Origin of the sequence: Natronincola peptidivorans, from assembly GCF_900111615.1 — a bacterium.
In the GTDB taxonomy this organism is placed as follows: Bacteria; Bacillota; Clostridia; order Peptostreptococcales; family Natronincolaceae; genus Natronincola_A; species Natronincola_A peptidivorans.
Map to the genome: position 1 here is coordinate 1 of NZ_FOHU01000014.1, position 19103 is coordinate 19103.

The 19103-nt window shown below is 34.5% G+C and carries 15 protein-coding genes and 1 riboswitch; of the genes, 3 read left to right on the forward strand and 12 right to left on the reverse strand.

Going from position 1 to position 19103, the window contains the following annotated elements; genetic code table 11:
• From BMX10_RS13155 to BMX10_RS13165, 3 genes are all read right to left on the reverse strand, one after another.
• A partial coding sequence (locus BMX10_RS13155; protein WP_090445093.1) for a methyl-accepting chemotaxis protein occupies positions 1 to 1590 on the reverse strand: 1590 nt, incomplete at its 3' end.
• 138 nt (positions 1591 to 1728) lie between these two features.
• Positions 1729 to 1815, reverse strand: a riboswitch (cyclic di-GMP riboswitch).
• 202 nt (positions 1816 to 2017) lie between these two features.
• Positions 2018 to 2278: a hypothetical protein gene (locus BMX10_RS13160; protein ID WP_090445096.1), complete on the reverse strand. Its 261-nt coding sequence runs from the start codon at positions 2276 to 2278 to the stop codon at positions 2018 to 2020.
• Positions 2279 to 2290: 12 nt separating this feature from the next.
• Complete coding sequence (locus BMX10_RS13165; protein ID WP_090445099.1) at positions 2291 to 3541, reverse strand: DNA polymerase Y family protein; 1251 nt, start codon at positions 3539 to 3541, stop codon at positions 2291 to 2293.
• Between the two features lie 360 nt (positions 3542 to 3901).
• On the opposite strand from BMX10_RS13165, the gene BMX10_RS13170 reads away from it, so the two are divergent.
• The gene (locus tag BMX10_RS13170) at positions 3902 to 4954 is read left to right on the forward strand and encodes an HD-GYP domain-containing protein (protein WP_090445102.1); all 1053 of its coding nucleotides are present in this window, start codon (positions 3902 to 3904) and stop codon (positions 4952 to 4954) included.
• Between the two features lie 149 nt (positions 4955 to 5103).
• On the opposite strand, the gene BMX10_RS13175 is transcribed toward BMX10_RS13170, so the two are convergent.
• From BMX10_RS13175 to BMX10_RS13190, 4 genes are all read right to left on the reverse strand, one after another.
• The gene (locus tag BMX10_RS13175; protein WP_090445105.1) at positions 5104 to 5283 is read right to left on the reverse strand and encodes a hypothetical protein; all 180 of its coding nucleotides are present in this window, start codon (positions 5281 to 5283) and stop codon (positions 5104 to 5106) included.
• A 69-nt stretch (positions 5284 to 5352) separates the two neighbouring features.
• A complete protein-coding gene (locus BMX10_RS13180; protein WP_139176458.1) occupies positions 5353 to 5514 on the reverse strand; it encodes an aspartyl-phosphate phosphatase Spo0E family protein in 162 nt (53 codons plus the stop codon).
• Between the two features lie 241 nt (positions 5515 to 5755).
• The gene (locus tag BMX10_RS13185; protein ID WP_090445112.1) at positions 5756 to 7387 is read right to left on the reverse strand and encodes an ATP-binding protein; all 1632 of its coding nucleotides are present in this window, start codon (positions 7385 to 7387) and stop codon (positions 5756 to 5758) included.
• A 522-nt stretch (positions 7388 to 7909) separates the two neighbouring features.
• Complete coding sequence (locus BMX10_RS13190) at positions 7910 to 9226, reverse strand: histidine--tRNA ligase (RefSeq protein WP_244272721.1); 1317 nt, start codon at positions 9224 to 9226, stop codon at positions 7910 to 7912.
• 500 nt (positions 9227 to 9726) lie between these two features.
• Here BMX10_RS13190 and BMX10_RS13195 point away from each other — a divergent pair, with 500 nt between their 5' ends.
• Entirely contained in the window at positions 9727 to 10554 is an 828-nt protein-coding gene (locus BMX10_RS13195) for a DegV family protein (RefSeq protein ID WP_090445115.1), read from the forward strand.
• Positions 10555 to 10625: 71 nt separating this feature from the next.
• On the opposite strand, the gene BMX10_RS13200 is transcribed toward BMX10_RS13195, so the two are convergent.
• From BMX10_RS13200 to BMX10_RS13210, 3 genes are all read right to left on the reverse strand, one after another.
• A complete protein-coding gene (locus BMX10_RS13200; RefSeq protein WP_090445117.1) occupies positions 10626 to 10784 on the reverse strand; it encodes a DUF1540 domain-containing protein in 159 nt (52 codons plus the stop codon).
• Positions 10785 to 10893: 109 nt separating this feature from the next.
• On the reverse strand, positions 10894 to 12780 hold the full coding sequence (locus tag BMX10_RS13205) for an LTA synthase family protein (protein WP_090445119.1): 1887 nt from the start codon (positions 12778 to 12780) through the stop codon (positions 10894 to 10896).
• Between the two features lie 332 nt (positions 12781 to 13112).
• On the reverse strand, positions 13113 to 16157 hold the full coding sequence (locus tag BMX10_RS13210; RefSeq protein WP_170834820.1) for a PBP1A family penicillin-binding protein: 3045 nt from the start codon (positions 16155 to 16157) through the stop codon (positions 13113 to 13115).
• 229 nt (positions 16158 to 16386) lie between these two features.
• Between BMX10_RS13210 and BMX10_RS13215 the strand changes: the two genes are divergently transcribed.
• The gene (locus BMX10_RS13215; protein ID WP_090445125.1) at positions 16387 to 16821 is read left to right on the forward strand and encodes a C40 family peptidase; all 435 of its coding nucleotides are present in this window, start codon (positions 16387 to 16389) and stop codon (positions 16819 to 16821) included.
• Between the two features lie 111 nt (positions 16822 to 16932).
• On the opposite strand, the gene lepB is transcribed toward BMX10_RS13215, so the two are convergent.
• Entirely contained in the window at positions 16933 to 17463 is a 531-nt protein-coding gene (gene lepB / locus BMX10_RS13220) for a signal peptidase I (RefSeq protein WP_170834821.1), read from the reverse strand.
• A gap of 86 nt (positions 17464 to 17549) precedes the next feature.
• Positions 17550 to 18785, reverse strand: coding sequence for a DUF418 domain-containing protein (locus tag BMX10_RS13225; protein ID WP_244272725.1), 1236 nt, complete (start codon positions 18783 to 18785; stop codon positions 17550 to 17552).
• Between the last annotated feature and the right edge of the window lie 318 nt (positions 18786 to 19103).

The window sequence follows — 19103 nt, forward strand, 5'->3', positions numbered from 1 at the left end:
TGATTGTTCTGCTAGCTTGCGGATTTCTTCCGCTACTACAGCAAATCCTTTACCGGCTTCCCCTGCCCTTGCAGCTTCAATAGCTGCGTTGAGGGCTAATAGATTGGTTTGTTCTGCAATCCCTTCAATAAGCTTGCTGGCTTCCCCAATTCTTTCTGCACTCTCATTCGTATTTACAGTGCTTTGATAGATGGTTTCTATTGCTTTATTACTATTTTTTGTCTTCTCAGTCAATGATTTTATAGTCTCTATCCCTTCATTTTTTAATAATGCTAATTGCTTGGTGGCCTTACTGATTTGCTCCATATCCTCTAAATCTTCTTCTATAATCTTACTTAATTCATCTGTTTTAAGTACGCCACCTTCTGTATCCTTAGCTTGCTCATTAGCACTTTTGGCTATTTCCTCTATGGTCCTTGCTACTTCCTCAGCTGCCATGGAGGATTGCTGACTGGTGGCGGTTAATTCCTCTGAGGAGGATGCTACCTGTTGAGAGGTGCTTGAAATATCTTGAATTAGAGCAATAAAGTTTTTCTGCATGGTGCCTAGTGCTCTGGTGATACTTCCTATCTCATCCTTTTTTTCTAAATATTTCATTGCTTTACTATTCTGGTCAAAGCTTAAATCATATTTGGATATCCTTTCTATAATTAAAGTTAAATTAATGATTGGCTCTGCAATTCCCTTAGATATTATGTAACAAAGAATTATACTTATTATCAAAATAATCAATGTTGCCAACATAATGTTTCTCTGTAGAATCGGTAAAGAGTCTAATATGTCTCCTTCATTGGCAGTAATTACTAGAATCCAATCAGTATTTTCTATAGGTGCATAAGCACAATAAAGATCATTTCCTTCAAAAGAGTATGTGCTTATTCCCCTCTGCTCCTCCAGCATTCTTTCAAATTGTTGTGCAACAGGCCTGTAGTCTTCTTCAACCACCGCCGCTTCTATTGGATTAAATTGGTCTAATACCCTTTCTCTATCGGGATAGGCTATGATTGTACCCTCACCATTTATCAAGTAAGCATAGCCACTGCTACCAAAACCCATATCATCAGTAACAGTGCTTAAAAAGTCAGCACTGGCTCTAGCCACTAATACCCCTACGATTTCTCCATCTTTTTCTATAGGGATCCCATACATCATAGAAAGTTCTCCCGTTCCTCTAGCAATAATAATATTCGATATGCCTACTTCACCGCTAAATGCTTTTTGCACATAGTCTCTATCTCCTAAATTTATAACTACTCCAGCATAATCATATGTAGTGCCATCGGGATAAACAATTGCCATAGAGAGAAAATCTGACCTTTCTATTGCTCTAGTCAATATTGGTTGTTGAATTTCCCAATCCATACTAGCAATATCTTCTAGTGCCGCCACCATTTCTGCCATTCTTATCTGAATTTCCACACGACTTCCAACCAACTTTCTTCCATCTTCCACTAACAATTCTAATGTTTCCTCTGCCTCGGAAACAATGGTCCTGCTGACAGTTTGCAAGGTAATAATGCCAAGTGTGGCAGATATTCCTAAGATTACAATAGAAAAATATACAATAAGCTTTGTTTTTATACTTTTCATTTTTGTCCCTCCTACATTTTTAAAGTCTAGTTCTATAATGCTATATTAAAATAAAAAAACACCTATGTCCTCTAGAGAACAGATGTTTCAATACATAGTAAATGGAATAATGATAACTTCATTATCTCTACTTTGTATTTCGGTAACCTGGCAATCATAGAATATTTCTTCCTTAGACCCATAGCTTTGCGACGCTATCTTTCGATAGCTGTGCTATTATCGATACAATATTTAGTTTTAGGCTTTATTGGAGAACTCCTTTTTTATTTCCTTTTTATATCCCTTGGTTAAATTACTTTCCTTAACCTTATTTTACCTTTTTAATAGCTGTTTGTCAATTTTTCTTGTATGAAGTAACATTATGTAGAATGGCTTATTTGCTTGTTTTTCTCCTGCTTTATGTTTCCTCATTAGTATTATCCTTTTTTTACCACTTGTAAAGAAACCATTTACATGTATTGATTTCATATTTTAACTCGTAAATTTTTTCTGTATTGTCTAGGATACTTTGACATCGGTAAATGAACATTTTATTTCCAGCTAGCTTTTCTTCATCTCTAATGATAACCCTATCCACCTTTATAGTGATATTAGCAGCATCCTCCATCAGCCTATATTTTATCGGAGTTGGCACTCCTTCTTTAGTAAACCAGGCAATCATCTCTATCGGCTTCATCAATAGCTTCATAAAGCATCCCTCCTATAATAAACTGGACATCATTGGATATTCTTCTTCGGAAATAACACCACCCATCAAGGGATTTATCCCAGCATTTAAGAAACAGGATCGAATTATAGAATTGGAACCATATTTCAACCGAATTTTGTCTATAGCACCATCTAGTTTTCTGTTTTGACTCTCATCTGCTGTAAAAAGTGAAAGTTGACAAAAATCATTGGAACATAAGGATGATAAATAAATCCCTAGATGCCTGATGGGTTCTCCTTTCCATGCTTGATTAAATAAATCCTTGGCATGCTTATAAATCATATTTGTTGAATCAATTGGCACATCTAATTTTTTTTGATGACTATAAGAAAAAAGATGATGGTTTTTAATAGAGATAGCTACTACATAAGCACATTTTTCTACATTTCTTATACGCATTCCTAGGGTTTCACTTAAGGCTAATAAAATTTGATAGACTGTTTCTTCTTCTGTCACATCAAAGGCAATGGTATTGGAGTTCCCTAAACCCTTCATAGGCGGTTTTTCATTCCTGACGGAGGAATTGTCTCTGCCATTGGCATAGTTCCATATCAACAATCCATGGCTTTTAAGAAACTGCTGTAGGTAATTAACATCAGTTTTTGCTAATTCTCCGATGGTGATAATCCCCCTGCTTTTCAATTTGCTTGCTGTTGCTCTGCCTACAAAAAATAGTTCCTCAACGGGTAATGGCCACATTTTTTCCTGTATTTCATCTTCAAATAAGGTATGTACTCTATTTGGTTTTTCAAACTCAGATGCCATTTTAGCCAAAAGCTTGTTGGAACCGATCCCAATATTCACAGTAAATCCCAGATGGTTTTTTATCCTATTTCTAATCTTATAGGCCACTTCAACAGGGGCTCCTAAATGATCTGTAATATGGGTATAGTCTAGAAATACTTCATCTATAGAATACCTTTGGATTGCAGGTGAATATTCTTTAAGGATCTCCATCATAGCAGAACTGCATTGCATATATAAAGTATAGTTAGGTGGTACCACAACCAAATTAGGACACTTATTTCTTGCTGAAAATAATGTTTCTCCTGTTTTAATATCATATTTTTTAGCTGGTACAGATTTAGCAAGGACAATTCCATGTCTAGTTTCTTCATTGCCACCTACAACAGAGGGAATCTCCCTTAGATCAACATCATCTCCCTTTTGTAATCTATGTACAGCCTCCCAGGATAAATATGCTGAATTTACATCAATATGAAAAATAATCCTTTTTTTCATAAAATTTCACCTCACATATCTTTATTATACTCGAACATATGTTCTGTGTAAAGATTGAAAATGTTTTTCGGGTTTTTAGTGCTAAAATGAAATTTTAAATTCCATTTGCAAAAGTAAATTCCATGTTACTAGAATTTACCTTTGCACCCTTCCTATAGCAAACTCTGTTTTGAAGTTTTGTCGACTATTTTTGCAATTCGTCTATATTTAGAGGAAGATGTGAAGAAAAAATTGTATAATGATTTTATGTGAAGGAAAATAAGTATAAATTAGTTATTTATAACACTTTTTTAGGCAGGAGATTAGATACTTAGATAATCGGTACTATATATAATAATAATTGTTAAAGTAGGTGTCCTAGTGTTAATAAAAGAGTTGCCCAATCAGAGAAAAGTTTTTATTATTACCTGCAGTATGTGCTTGTTTTGTTATATTATTGTTTATTTAGCAGGGGGAACTTCATCTGCTTTTCCCCACCTGTTCTATTTTCCTATCATAATCGCCGCTCAATTTGGCACCTGGAAGATCGTACTATTCACTTCTGTTTTTTCATCTATCTTAATGTCCTATTGGGTGATGCCTTTGTCTATCCCTTTAGCTATACAGCAAGGCTATTTTGGATGGTTATTTAGAGGTGCTATGTATATCTTTACAGGCATAGCAATTAAAATGAATACGGACAATATTCGCGAAAAAAACTTAACCATCATGAAAAAGTCTCAAAATCTGATGGCTATGCAGCAGGCAACCTTTATTGGCATGTTGAATTTAGCTGAGTCTAGAGACTTAGAAACAACAGCACAGCACCTTGAACGATTAAGCTATTATGCAGAGATTTTGCTAAGAGAAATGAATGTTCCCGATAAATTGAAGGAAAATATTATAACCTATATTCCGTTTCATGACATTGGAAAAGTAGCTATCCCAGACTCTATTCTTTTAAAGCCTGCCAAGCTTACTGCTGAGGAGTTTCAAATCACTAAACAACATACAATTATAGGGGGAAAAATAATAGAGGACATTGAAAGATTAACTCCCCTCGACGAGAAAGAAATCCAAGAAATGATACTAATCGTAAAGGAAATTGTATATTTTCATCATGAAAGACCTGATGGCACAGGATATCCTTATGGATTAAGGGGAGAGGAGATTCCTTTTTCAGCTAAGGTTACCGCTGTATGTGATGTTTATGATGCCCTGGCTTCAGAGCGTCCTTATAAAAAACCTATCCCCCATGAAAAATGTGTGGAAATCATAAAAGCAGGACGAGGGACACAATTTGATGAGGAAATAGTTGACTGTTTTCTACAAGTGCATAATGAATTTAGAGATATTTATAGAAACTTTAGGGATAAACAGCAGGTGCAGTTACAAAACATTTGTACTGAACAAGCTATAGGCAAGCAATTTTGAACTGCTTATCTATAGCTTAGGTTGAAATTATTTTTGCCCTTATTTCTTTATATGTTTATCCTATGCTACAGAAGACACTACTAGGAAAAATATCCAATAGAATAAGGAACCTTCATTTATGGTTCCTTATTTTTTCAAAGTGAATTTAATTATGATTTTTTGTTTTGGTTTTTTACTCCACTTTTTTCCTTATGCTTTTTTCCCGGCATAAGCTTTTTATTATTAATCATCTCTTCGTTATCAATAGCTCCTATATCACCAGCAAGTTCATAGTTCATTTCTCTAAAAAAGTTTTCATTTATATCTTTTTTTAATGGTTTCTTTTTCAATAAAATCACCTCATATATATTTTCTTCCTGAAGGTCTTATGACATACAAGGTAATTTTAGGAGGGCTATTTATTGCTTCATTTCATGATATTTATTTAATAGAACATCAACCTCTTGACTAATTTTAACTACTTCATTATCAATTAATGATGGTCTTTCTTGTATTATTTTATCCATTTTTTTCTTTAATTCTTGTATTTTCTTCATCATCTTCCTTTTTTCATCATCCATCCTATCCCTCCCTTTTATCATGGAATATGTTGGACATGCTAGTATTAATTAATTACCCAATTTTTTTCAAAATATTCAGTAATTTAAAGGCAGCTATTTATTGTCTCAATAAAAAAACTCCGCTATTATGTACGAGTTTTTTCTAGGCATTGTGGAAGTTTCTTTAAATCATCCTTAATATGTAGTTATAACCATCTTGCAGACAATAAATTGTATTGTCCCTTGCAACTAGTTCATGTCTTTAATCAATGTATTTCTCCAAGGCTTTATTTTCTATAGATAATGAACTAGTGGTATAAATATCCGAAAATTCAACACTAATTTTTTCTACAAGATCTTGTTTGGATAAAGATTTACATGCAGCAGCTTCTTCTTCCACTGTTTTTATAGGTAATTGAATGGTAAAGGTGGTCCCTTTATTTATCTGACTTTCTACACTGATGGTACCCTCATGCATTTCAACCAGGGCCTTTACGATATTTAATCCTATACCGCTTCCCTCATGCTGTCTTGAGAATAGGTCTTTAATCTGACAAAATCTTTTAAATATCTCTTCCTGCTTTTCTGAAGGTATTCCTATGCCATCATCCTCCACCTTAATCAATAGACTGTCCTCCTGTTGGTAAATCCCCACAAATACAGTCCCCCCTGTTGGTGTAAACTTTACAGCATTTGATAGAAGATTTAGCATGATTCTTTCTATTTTTTCCTCATCACAAGCAATAATTTTTTCTTCCACCTCTGTATCAAACACAAGCTGTAATCCTTTGCTTTCCATGTAACTAGAAACAGATAGTGCTATTTCCTCTACTATACTTACTACATCATAATTTCTTAAGTGTATTTCAAAGGCGGAGGCATCCATTTTGGTAATATCAATAAGATTGTTTACAAGTCTAAGCATCCTGTATCCATTTTGTTTCATTATAGATACATTCCTCATTACTTTTCCTTGACTACTTCCATAAATATCATCTTCAGAATATCTTTCAAGCAGTTGTATAGAGCCTAAAAGCACATTTAAGGGTGTTCTTAACTCATGGGAAATGTTTGAAAAAAACTCAGTTTTTATCTTTTCCTGCTCTAATATTTCATCAATGATTCGCTTCTTTTCCACTACATCCTGTTTTAGTATCTCTATTTCTTTTTTATCAGTAATATCTGTAAAAACACCCACTATCCCCATGGGCTTTCCTCTTTCGTCTGTAAATATTCCTTTGTTTAAAATAATGTTTCGCACACTGCCGTCAGCATAGGTGACTACTGTTTCATAGACTAGCTTTTGTACATCTGCATTCGCCAATAACTCATGATCTATTTTGTTGTATATATCTGCCAGTTCCACATCATATATATCATAAGGGCTTTTCCCTATGATGTCTTTCTCCTTTACCCCTATAGCCTCCTCATATGCCTGATTGCATCCTATGTATAGGCAGTCTAAATCTTTAAAAAAAATGGGGCTTGGTATGGTGTCCATTAAGCTTTGTATCACCGTCACCTTATTTTTTAAATCAGTTTGAATTTTTTCTCCTGTTTTTATCTCATTTTTTAACTGCACATTTTTTTTCTTTAATTCTTCTGTAGTTTTGCCTAGGTAATGTGCAATAAAGAAATATAATCCAGTACCTAAAAACATATTTGTCATAGTATACCTGTAATCTACATTTATATTAAAGACTACGTTAATGTATCCTAAAACAATCCACAATGTGGCAGTAATTAAACCATCTCTGTAGCCAATCCTTACAGCGCTTATTGTTATAAAAAACAATCCCATTATTCCCTTAAGAGAGGTTGGTATCAACGGTAATAGGTTTAGGAATATCATTAGGGCATAAAAAGCCATACAAAGCTTAGAAGCTTTTTTCATTTGTACATCCCCCTTTTTATTCAGGTACTTAAATGCTTTATTATTGCTACGTATAATTTGTAGTGTTATTCAAAGATAGATTCTGTTATTTTGTATTTTAGTAGACAGTTCCTATCCTGCAGATGATGTATAAAATATATGCTCCTCGCTTATACAGAATCTACATCTCTATTTAAGCTTAGTCTATAATTTTAAAAAAACTTAGTATATTATAAGTTTACTCTTATATTCGCATATAATCAATACAAAAAAGAGATGCCCCATTTCATTGCATCTCTTTTGCTGTCATCCAGCTTTTCACGCTTTTTCTTCATTATATTTCTATTTTCATAGCTATAAACACCATTTGCATATAGATAATAAAAATCTCTAGGGCTATAATTCCTTTTTCCTATAAAAACTAAAAGAAATCCTTATGAAAGCACTAAGTAATGCTATAGGTATCCTTAGTAAAGCTGCTGTGAAATTTTGGTGAACTTTCGTATACAGTATGTGGAGATATTTGTGAATCATTTATAAAAACTATTTAAACTTCTGGAAAACTTCGGTGATTTTCGTTGTCTCCTCTTGTCCAGTTTCCATATTTTTTATTTTTACTATCTGACTTTGTACCTCTTCTGCTCCTAAAATGATAACATAGGGAATTTTTTCTTTATTTGCATAATCTAGGCTCTTTTTAAGCTTCCTCTTAGTCATATCGATATCTGCTTTTATACCTTCCCTTCTCAGGGTAGTGACCATCTTTAAGGCCTCCTTCTCTACTCCTAGGGGAATGATATATATGTCTATATTAGGTTTTTCTTTATACTCTTCTTTCATGGTTAAGGCTGCATAGATTCCTTCAAGACCAAAGGTGATACCTACTGCTGGATATTCTAGGCCATCTTGAAGAAAGCCTCCAATGATATCATCATATCTTCCACCAGCTCCTAAGCTAGAGGTAATACTGCCATCCGTTAGAAATATTTCGTAGACAGTTCCTGTGTAGATTTCTAGACCCCTTGCTAAAAAAGGATTAAATCTTACTTTATCCCTTATATTCATGGCATCCAGATAGTCATTTAATGCTTCTATCTGCTCTACACCTTCTTCCATCTGTGAGTTAGAGGTGATTTTTTTATAATAATCTATAAGCTTAGCTTCTGGATTATCTAATAGAACCATAATGTTCTCTATTATTTGTTGTGGCATTCCCCTCTCTGTCAGCTCTGCTTTAACGCCTGCTGCCCCAATTTTTTCAAGCTTATCTAAGGATAATATCACTTCATTGGTATTATCCTTGCTTATTTGGAGATATTCTAGAATGCCCGATAGTAGCTTGCGATTGCTATAGGTGATATAAATGTCTAGACCCAATTTATCAAAGACCTCCGTTGCCATAAGCATTAATTCCGCCTCTGCCATCACTGACTTTACTCCTACCATGTCTACATCGCATTGGATAAACTCTCTCATTCGTCCTGTTTTTACGGGCCCATCTCGGAAGACCTTGCCAATCTCATACCGCTTAAAGGGCATTCTTCGATTAGGATTCATGCCTATTACCTTTGAGAAGGGCACTGTTAGATCATATCGTAATGCCAAATCCCTGTCTCCTTGATCCTTTAGCTTATACATTTCCTTTAGTATTTCTGCTCCTCCAGCATATTTTGATGCCAGAATCTCTTGATAGCAAAGTATAGGAGTTTCTAAAGGCTGATAGCCATAAATTTGGAAATTTTCCTGTAATACTTGAATAATTTCGTTTCTTCCTTTTTGCTCCTCTGGCAAAAAATCCTTTGTGCCTTTTACATTTTTTAATTGAAATTCCATTGGTTTTTCCTCCTTATTTTTAATCATTAAAAAAAGCCACCTAGACCCAATTGTCTACATGGCTTTACTTATCCTTCTACCATCATAGACACAAACACTTTTAGCGCTTGCATCTATGGAAAAATCCTTAGCTACAGGCGCTGTCTGTGATGATGATGAAGATTGATTTTTATGCTATTTTTTAACTTCATTTCTGTTTCCTCCAAAGAATGCATTCTTAGAAATTTTTTTAATATTATCATAAAACCAGTAGCTTTTCAAGTATAAATACATTTTCTTTATTGTCTAGTGAGAACAGACTTGGTGTTGATTAAAAGTTTAGATCTCTAGACAGGCATTGATATCCATATAACGCTTTATAATTTAGTCTTTGAATTTTTCTGTAAATTGTTTTTCTAGGTATAATACATAGCCTTCACAGTATTTGATTAAAATATATAATGGGCAAATATGAATTACTTCTTTACATCAGATATTAGTACCTGGTATTATATAATTAGGGTTATTTATTGAAAGGAGAGTGTTCCATGTCAAAAATAAAAGTTATTACCGATAGTACCGCGTACATAGACAGAGATTTCGCTAAGAAAAACAATATAGAGATTGTTCCTTTGTCTGTTAATTTTGGAGGGACCATTGAAGAAGAAGGCTTTCCTGGAGAATTTGAGGAGTTTTTTCATCGTCTTGCTACATCGAAGGATTTTCCCACCACCTCTCAGCCTTCAGCAGGCGCCTTTTCAGCTGTATATAACAAAGCACTAGAGGAGGGCTGTGAAATCATTGTGCTTACTATCTCCTCTAAGCTTAGTGGTACCTACAGCAGTGCTACTACTGCTGCTACCCTTGTGGATGCAACAAAAGTATCTGTTATAGATTCTGAGAGTTCAGCTGCTAACCTTAGAGCTTTGGTAGAAATCACCTTGGAATTAATTAATCAAGGACTTACCCGTCAAGAGATTGTAGACCGAGTAGAAGCACAGAAAAAACGAATGGGTATTTACTTGACAGTGGGAACCTTAGACTATTTAAAAAAAGGTGGTAGGCTCACTGGTGCTGCTGCATTTTTCGGGTCTCTACTAAATATCCGACCTATTATCGCATTAAAGGATGGCAAACTAGAAGGCATCGCCAAGGTCAGAGGAAAGAAAAAGGCTTTAGAGAAGATGATAGAGGCTATTCCAAAGGAAGCTACCCTTATTAGTATTTGTCATATTTTTGCTATAGAGGAAGCTTTGGAAGTAAAAACTATCCTTCAGCAGACCTTTCCATCGGCAAGGATTACCATTGAAGAGTTGGGTCCTGTAATAGGTGCTCATCTTGGTCCAAAGGCATTAGGTATTTGTTTTAAATATTAATCTTCCTCCCCTATAAATAAGAACCCCTACATTCCTGATGAATTTGTAGGGGTTCCATCTCTATTTTTGTATTATTCAACTTCAAAGCTTCCACAATCAGTAGCTTCTTGGTTTGTAGCTCTGCTTTCATGCTTCACAACATTGATATGATCTAGGCTGCAGTAGGATTCTTTTTTTGCATGATATTTACATTCATTCACTGTACATCCAATGTTTTTATTAGCCTTCATCTTTCACCCTCCCTTCCCTTTGATGAAAATAAATTGTATGAATTTATCTTATCTATTATTTGTTTAGGGAAGGATTTTTATGCTAAGGAAGGTGAAAAAAGAGATTGTCTTATTGTGGTTGATGCTGAATGACATATTCTAGTCCTTTTTCTCGCACTAAAGGGATTAAATTATTTTGTAAAATGTATTCAGATAAGTGGACCTCTGCTAATGCTCTCTCATAGCCCTCTCTACATTCTTCCACATCAATAGGTTCTCCTGTTTTGATACTCCATGCGGTGCTGTTTTCAAAAACACCATCATTTGCCATGATAAATATTTTGTCATTATCTATAAAAGAACCTCTAGCTACATGGACTTGCTTCGCTACAAAGCCTTCCTCTATATTTAATAAGTCTTTTCCTAGAGTTTTATTGGGTTGAGGTCTTATTCCTAATAAATTTCCAATAGTAGGAAAGAAATCAATTTGTCCTCCAGTTGTAGTAATTTCTTCATGGAAATCACTATTGGGAATGTGTACAATCAAAGGAACACGAAACATCTCATCTTCTCTGTATGGTTTTTCTAAAAAAGAGGATAGAAGCTGATTTGCTTCTTCGTTCCGCATGTCTAGCCCTTGATGGTCTCCATAGATAATAATAATCGACTCATCATAAAGTCCTTCTTGCTTCAGCTTCTCAATGAAGTTTCCTATTTCTTTATCTAAATAATGTACCGTTTGCAGATAATTCTCTAGTAATGTATCTTTGTATTCCCCTTCAATATTTAAATCTTTGTATTGCTCCTCCATAATAAATGGATGATGGGAGGTCAAGGTGATATAAAAGGCATAGAATGGATGAGGCTGTTCTTTTAAAAAATCCATAGATTGTCTAAAGAGAGAGCCATCGCTTATACCCATTCCAATAATTTCATCCTCCTGTAGATCTTCTTGACTGATATATGTGTCCAACCCTTGAGAAGGGTAGATATTTTCTCTATTCCAAAAACTAGCTTCGTTACCATGAAAAACTATAGTGCTATAGCCTTTTTCTTTTAGCTGCATTGGCAAGGTAACAAATTCGTTGTCTTCATAGGCTTTATAGCTAAAAGTTCTGATAGAAGGATAAAAGCCATTGTGGGATACAAATTCAGCATCTGAGGTATTTCCCCAACCTGCTTGTTCATAGAATTGACTGAAATAGATACTATCGTTATGAATCAATTGATTCAATACAGGTGTAATCATCTGTCCTTCGATTTCTTTATTTATCACAAAGCTCTGTATTGATTCTGCTTGTATTACAATTACATTTCTGTTTTGGGCCACTGCAAATCCGTTTCTTTCTCCAGTATCCTGATTAATCGTCTCTACGATTCCTTCTACTTTATCTATATCTAACGGACTTCTAACAAAAAGGTTTACTAAATCAAATAAATGGAAATGAATAGCCCCCAAGTTATAAGGTGTATAGTTACCGTTAGTATTTCTTACTGTTCTGTAGGTAATACCTACTGTGAATAAAAGCACTAGTCCAAATACTGTTAAGTAGACCAGCTTTTGTTTCCTACTGGCAACAAAGATTTCTCTGGATCTACCTTTATTATTTTTCCTAGAATACCTCCATAGTAATAATGTATCTGTAAATAATAGAAAATAATATGGCCTTATCAAGAAAAAAATACTTTCAGAAACAGGGCCTAATTGACCTACTTGATAGATGCTTTGGGCAGGTACTAATGTAAAAAAATGGCTGTAATACATGACATCAATAAAAAATAACGCTGATAAAACAATATTAATTGTCAAAAAAACAGTAAGTCTTCTATGTTCCTTTACAAGGCTTGCTAAGGAATAGATTCCAATAATGATTAAAAAGTTTCTAAGGGTTATGGTGATCAGTCCGTCACTAAGACCAATATAATAGTGCAATATAAAAAGCTTAAATAATGTCCCTATGGTAAATAATCCTATATCCTTATAATTATTTGTTCTTGATGCTCCACCAGTTAGCATTGTATGTCCCCCTATTTGATTCTTTTTCTAATTTTAACATAAATTTAGATATTTTGCTTGAGAGTATGGAGTTAGTGTGCTATTTACATTATATGAAACTTGGTATTTTCAGTGCTTACATTAAATATTCATATTTCTTGCCTATCCTACATATTCCCACAAAGGTCTATTGTAAAACACCAATATCCCAAGCTTACTATCTTCAAACATGTAAATATCTTCATGAGTTTCTTGTCTTTATCAATTTTAGTTTATAATCATACTAATAGGAAAGCAATAGAAATGCATTATGTTTAATGTAAAAAAGATTGCCCTTTTAGCAATCTTTTTTATCATCTACCTATATCAGCATCTATGAATTCTTCTATTTTTTCCTCCTGTATAGAAGGTAGTCCTGTGTTTTCCTGATGCGTAGAGCATTTTGTTAACGGCGCTCTATAAGAAAAATCATGGGGTAGGATCCCTGCGTTTTTAGAAGGGTCATAGGGAGGGTTAGTTTTTATAAAGGTTTTTGAAACTACGTACTCTTCTGGACAGTAGGGCCCTGCCAATTTGTTGGTGGTTTTATCAATCCTTAATTCTACACGGGTATTACCATGTTCTGTTGGTACTGTACCTGGGGCAAAGATTTCTATTCTTGCTCTATTTCCTCTTGGGTCTGTCTTGGTTAAGCTTGTGGGCAATTTGCCAGTATCTATATCAATAGCTCTTTTAACGAGATTCTCTGACATTTCAAACGCTTTAGCCTCTAGGTCTTCATGTATTTGCAGCATAACTTCTCTCCAAAAGATAGATGCTATCCTACTACCCTCTGTTAAATTTAATTGAGGAATATCGTTTCCTATCCAGAGAGCAGCACTATAATAAGGGGTATATCCTGCAAACCATGCATCAGCTCTGGCATTGGTTGTTCCTGTTTTACCAGCTACAGGAATTTTTTGGTTTCCTGTATATAAGCTTGCTCTATTTCCTGTGCCATAGGTGACAGCATCTTGTAATATATCCGTCATGATGTGGGCGATTTCTGCTTCCACCACAAAGCTTTTTTCAGGGTGATACTGATAGATGACACTTCCCTGTGGATCTAAAATCTTCTCAATAGTGGTTGGCTTTATATATACACCATCATTGGCAATAGCCCCATAGGCGGCTGTCATGGCCAAGGGTGATACTCCCCTGGTAAGGCCCCCTAACCCTAAGGCTGCTAGGTTTTCATCGTTTACATTAGGATTTTCTTCTTTACTGATAAAACTATCTAGCGAAGGATCTTTTTCATTGATGATTCCCATTCTTCCCAGATATTCCATAGATGTCTCGATTCCTATTTCCTTTAATAATTTTACTGTTGCCACATTTATAGAATCAACAGCGATTTTTCTTAAGGAGGTTAAGCCTCTATATCCATTGTACCAATTTCGTGGCCACAGCCTTCCTCCTATATCATAATGAGGGATATCGTCAATAACTGAGGCTGCTGTGTAGCCATTATCTAGGGCAGGAAGGTATACTGCTAAAGGTTTCATAGAGGAACCTGGTTGTCGATACCCTACCGTTGCACGGTTTAGAATTCTTCTCCCTGTTACATCTCTGCCTCCTACCATAGCCTTTATTTTTCCCGTAGAGTGCTCTAAAATCACCATAGCAGACTGTGGCTGTACTACACCCTTGTCATCAAAAGTGAAATATTTAGGTGATATAAGTAAATCTTCTTTAGCGTTTATTTCATAAAAATTACTGTTTTCTTCTAAGAAATTATTTGAGATAATAATGGTCTTATCTTCATTGAGCCTATAATCATTCTTAGAAATACTTAAGTTTCCTACCTGATGAAAAACCAGGTTTTTTTTGTCATCTATTTTATAATAATTCTTAATCCCAATGTAGCTGCTATAAATATTAAATTTATTACTTTTTAACTCTAGTCCATCATTGTTTATCACATATTCAGATTTATCCATAATTAAGGCATTTTCCTCTGTTAATAGATTGTCTTGTTTATAATATAGGATCTTACCACGATTGTCGACTAGATTATTGTTTCTATCTAAATTGCCGTTACTTCCATTATAGGATCGCCATTCCGTTAAAATAGGTGTGGTCCTCTTTTCTATATTGCCAGCCAAAATTTCTCCAAAGTTCTCATACACATCCTCTATTCTTTTTTGCATTGCTGTATCAATGGTGGTATAGATCCTTAGACCCCCTGTATATAATTTGCGTTCCGCCTCTTTTTTGCTGAACCCTTCTTTCATTAGTATTGCTATTACTTCGTCCTTGGCTAAATCTGATAAAAAAGAGGTGATTTCCATATTTTCCTTTTCCCTAGGCTTCAGCTTGGCTTTTATATCCTCCTGTAATGCTAAATTATATTCATCCTTTGTTATATAACCTAGTTCTTGCATCTTCTGTAATACAATTTTTTGTCTTACTACAGCGTTAGGGTTGTATAATACACCATATCTATTTCCTATTAAATGAAGGTAGCCGATTAGGTTTTCTTCCTCTTCTTCTATGTTTTCTTCTAGTCTAAGAAAATAAGGGGCATTTCTAGAGGGATTTTTGGTAATGCCTGCAAGGATGGCACTTTCACCTATTGTAAGCTCCTCAACCTCCTTGTCAAAATAGGTTTTGGCTGCTTCTTGAACCCCATAGGCTCCTTGCCCTAGATTAATAGTATTTAAATACGTATGAAGAATTTCATCCTTTGTCATATATTTTTCTACTTGTATCGCTAAGTAAGCTTCCTTTATTTTCCTTCTAATATCATTCATTAGATTTTCTCTATCCACTTCTTCACTTAAATAAAGGTTTTTAATTAATTGCTGCGTGATGGTGCTAGCTCCCTGTGCTGGAGACCTCTCCTTGATATTGATCAGGAAAGCCCCTACAATTCTTTTGAAATCTATCCCCCTATGAGTTTCGAAACGTTCATCCTCAATAGCAATAAAAGCATTTTGTACTTGAGGAGGGATTCTGTCAAACTCAATTATGTCACGAAACTCGATGGTTTGAATTGTCTCAAGGGCTTCCCCTTTAGCATCATAGATAACAGAATGCTGATTTAGCAATGTGTTTATTTCACTAAACTCAATAGATGGGACTTCTCTGATTACTTCCACAACAAAGCCTATCGTCGCTGCAATTGTGCAAGTAACTAAAAAGCAAATAAAAAGAAGTATAGCAATGAAGGCTTTTAAGAGGAACTTCGTGTGTTTGGAGATTTTAGTTTTTTCATTTGTATGGGTTTCTTTTGTTCCCTTGTTTTCTTTTTTAGGTACCTTCTCTTCTTTAGCATTATTTATTTCAGATTTATTTTCTTCTTTGGCATCATCCTCTTGATTATTATCATTTTTTCTTTCTATTTCTTCTTTTTCCACAAGGCACCCCCCTAAACTAATCTTCAGTTTCCTATTTTTATATATGCAGGGGTTTTATAAATATTCGTACCTTCCATGACTTATTCATTAAAAAACATTCTTTCTTTATGAATGTTTTTGTATTATAGATAATTATAAATAATTATCACTGTTTTATTCACTCCTCATAAACTAGTATCACCAATAGACTGTAATTGGTTAGTTTCCTATTTTAGGGAGGTGCTATAACATGAATGCAGCTTTATTAGAAAAAGAGATAGAGGGTTTAATTGATAAGTATACAAATGTACCATTTGTTCATAATGGACGTTCCCTTGCAGGTGGAGTAGATTGTTTAGGCTTCGTTATCCTCTTTTATAAAGAGTTTGGAATTCATCTTCCTGACGATGACGGCATGAGGATAGAAAGGAATTGGTATAGAAAGGACCCCGATAGATTGGTAAAAGGGATTCAGGGTTTAGGAGGTATGGAGGTTGGTATCCATGAATTGCAACCATTGGATCTAGTGTATTTTGCTATTAATCGCAAGGTTATCACCCACACTGGTATCATGATGAATGCTAAAGAGTTTCTCCATACACGTCCTATTGTAGGGTTTTCAAAAACCCCCTTAACTGGTCGATGGGAAAGTCGTTTCAGAGGCGCCATGAGATTTATTATCTAGGAATTGCTTCAGAAACAAAAAACAGCACTTTGGTCTATGCAATGCATACACTGAGGTGCTGATTTTTGGAGGTTTGAAGATTTTCAATTGTCTATGGTGGTGTTTACTGCATCATAGGGTAGTATTTAATAACTCAAAATCTGTTGTAGGAAATACCCTTAGTATAGCTTTACCAATAATATCCTTTTTATCAACTAAGCCAATTACACTACTACGACTATCTTCACTATGATTACGATTATCTCCTAGAACAAAGACTTTATTCTCTGGGATATATATAATCAACTCACCTGCTGTAAAACTGTTATCAATGTATTCTTCTTCTAAAAAGGTATTGTTTACAAAAACATTGCCATTTCTTATTTCTACTATATCGCCTGGAATACCTATTACTCTTTTTACTAAAATTTTATTAGAAAAAGTATTTCTCTCTAAGCTGGATTTAAAAATCACTATATCTCCATAATCTATACTGGCGAATTTAGGCGTTATTTTATCAATCACTAATACATCTCTATTCTCAAGGGTTGGCTGCATCGATTCTCCTACTACAAAGCTTATTCCTACGATGTTAACAATTACTAATGCTATAAGAATAGGCACCACATAATCCTTTATAAATAAGGCTGCTTTTTTCTTCAAATCTATCAATCCCTTCTGTCTAATTACTATAAGCATTGTATCATATTCTGAAGCAAAAATAGTTGTAGGTTTATTACTAGTTTTCTTTATAAAGAGCTACCATAGGTAAGCCTTCTCCAAATCCATTCAAATGGACCATATCTAAATTTCTCCAACCATTTTTTACTAAATACTAGCTGTCCTCCATATATCACGAAGGTAATTAATACCCCAGTAGCTACTCCTGCTTCATTTAACAGCCCTAGTCCATAGCCATAGAAAATCAAAGAGCATAGAATGCATTGTACTAGATAATTGGTTAAAGCTAATTGACCCATATATCTGAGAGGGTGCAGAATACTGTTATATTTTTCTTTCCTCAAAAGTAGTAATAGGCTAGTAATATAAAATAGAGAGAGCAAGACTGTCGCCATTTCCTTTAGCGCTGTTACAGCAGAAGCATACATGAATGGATTTATCGTTGTCTGATTTAATTGTAGTAGTACATAAAGAATCGTTGCTCCTCCCCCAATTATTCCTCCAGCCCTCCATGTTTTTTTGATTAAATCTAGGTTGCCTGTTACATCTTTGAATACTCCTTTTTTTCCTGCATAGAGACCGATTAAAAACATCCCCAATATTTTAGGTATTAGGAAAACTAGATTCATGGCTACAAAAGGCAACTCTTGTGTTAGTCTATAATTTACTACTTGCAAGAAATTACCGTTCTTGTAAACTTCTATTGATTTTTCCATTAAATCATTGAGGGCCTTTTCCTGAGCAATGAGACTTTCTCCATCAAGGGATGCAGTAAACCATTCATTTAAAAATGTGAAGCCAGAGAAAATCAGTGTTGATAAAACCAGTAAAATAACAATCCAGATTTTTATTGTTTTTAGGCTGCGTTTTCTAAAAAGCATTAGAAATAAACCAACAAAACCATAGACATGTAATATATCCCCATACCATACAAGACTAAAGTGTAAAATTCCAAATAAAAATAAAAATAATAGCCGGCGTCTAAACAATTTGTTTGGGGGAAGTTCTTTCATTTCCACTCTTTCCATAAATACATAGAAACCCAACCCAAATAGAAAAGAAAAAATCGTATAAAACTTTCCTTCAGCAAAGATTTGTATAAATAAGGCGGATATTTTATCAGAAAAAGTTTGTAATTGTAATGGATCAGACAATGGTGCAGTTGTAGCCACCTTAGAAAAAAGCGTAGTATTGAACATCACTATATTTACTAAAAGTACTCCAAATAAAGCAAATCCTCTTATTATATCTAGTTCTATCATTCTTTCTTTCGAGGATACAGGTTTTATTCCCTGCGATTTCACACTATCCAACTTGATTCCTCCCTTTTTAAATCATTATCATAGGCATTAACCTAACCCAACTATTTCTAAATTCCCCTTGTCAATTGTCATCCTGAGCATAGCTAAGGATCTTGGAACAATGAAGATTTTCTTAATTCTAGGATCCTTCGACTCCGCTTTCCTCTGCTCAGTATGCCAAATTATGGCTTAAGTTAACGCTCATGAAATTATTATAGCTTATTATCTTGACGATACCCTTAGAGAATAAATCCTCTACCTGCAAACTTTAAGCTAAGTACGACTTTACCAAGCAAGTAGAGAACTCTCTTCAGCAGATTC

Coding starts and splice junctions, on each gene's coding strand:
- BMX10_RS13160 (WP_090445096.1), bottom strand. CDS start 2,278: ATGAAGCTATTGATGAAGCCGATAGAGATGATTGCCTGGTTTACTAAA.
- BMX10_RS13165 (WP_090445099.1), bottom strand. CDS start 3,541: ATGAAAAAAAGGATTATTTTTCATATTGATGTAAATTCAGCATATTTA.
- BMX10_RS13180 (WP_139176458.1), bottom strand. CDS start 5,514: ATGGATGATGAAAAAAGGAAGATGATGAAGAAAATACAAGAATTAAAG.
- BMX10_RS13185 (WP_090445112.1), bottom strand. CDS start 7,387: ATGAAAAAAGCTTCTAAGCTTTGTATGGCTTTTTATGCCCTAATGATA.
- BMX10_RS13190 (WP_244272721.1), bottom strand. CDS start 9,226: ATGATTAAAAATAAGGAGGAAAAACCAATGGAATTTCAATTAAAAAAT.
- BMX10_RS13195 (WP_090445115.1), top strand. CDS start 9,727: ATGTCAAAAATAAAAGTTATTACCGATAGTACCGCGTACATAGACAGA.
- BMX10_RS13200 (WP_090445117.1), bottom strand. CDS start 10,784: ATGAAGGCTAATAAAAACATTGGATGTACAGTGAATGAATGTAAATAT.
- BMX10_RS13205 (WP_090445119.1), bottom strand. CDS start 12,780: ATGCTAACTGGTGGAGCATCAAGAACAAATAATTATAAGGATATAGGA.
- BMX10_RS13215 (WP_090445125.1), top strand. CDS start 16,387: ATGAATGCAGCTTTATTAGAAAAAGAGATAGAGGGTTTAATTGATAAG.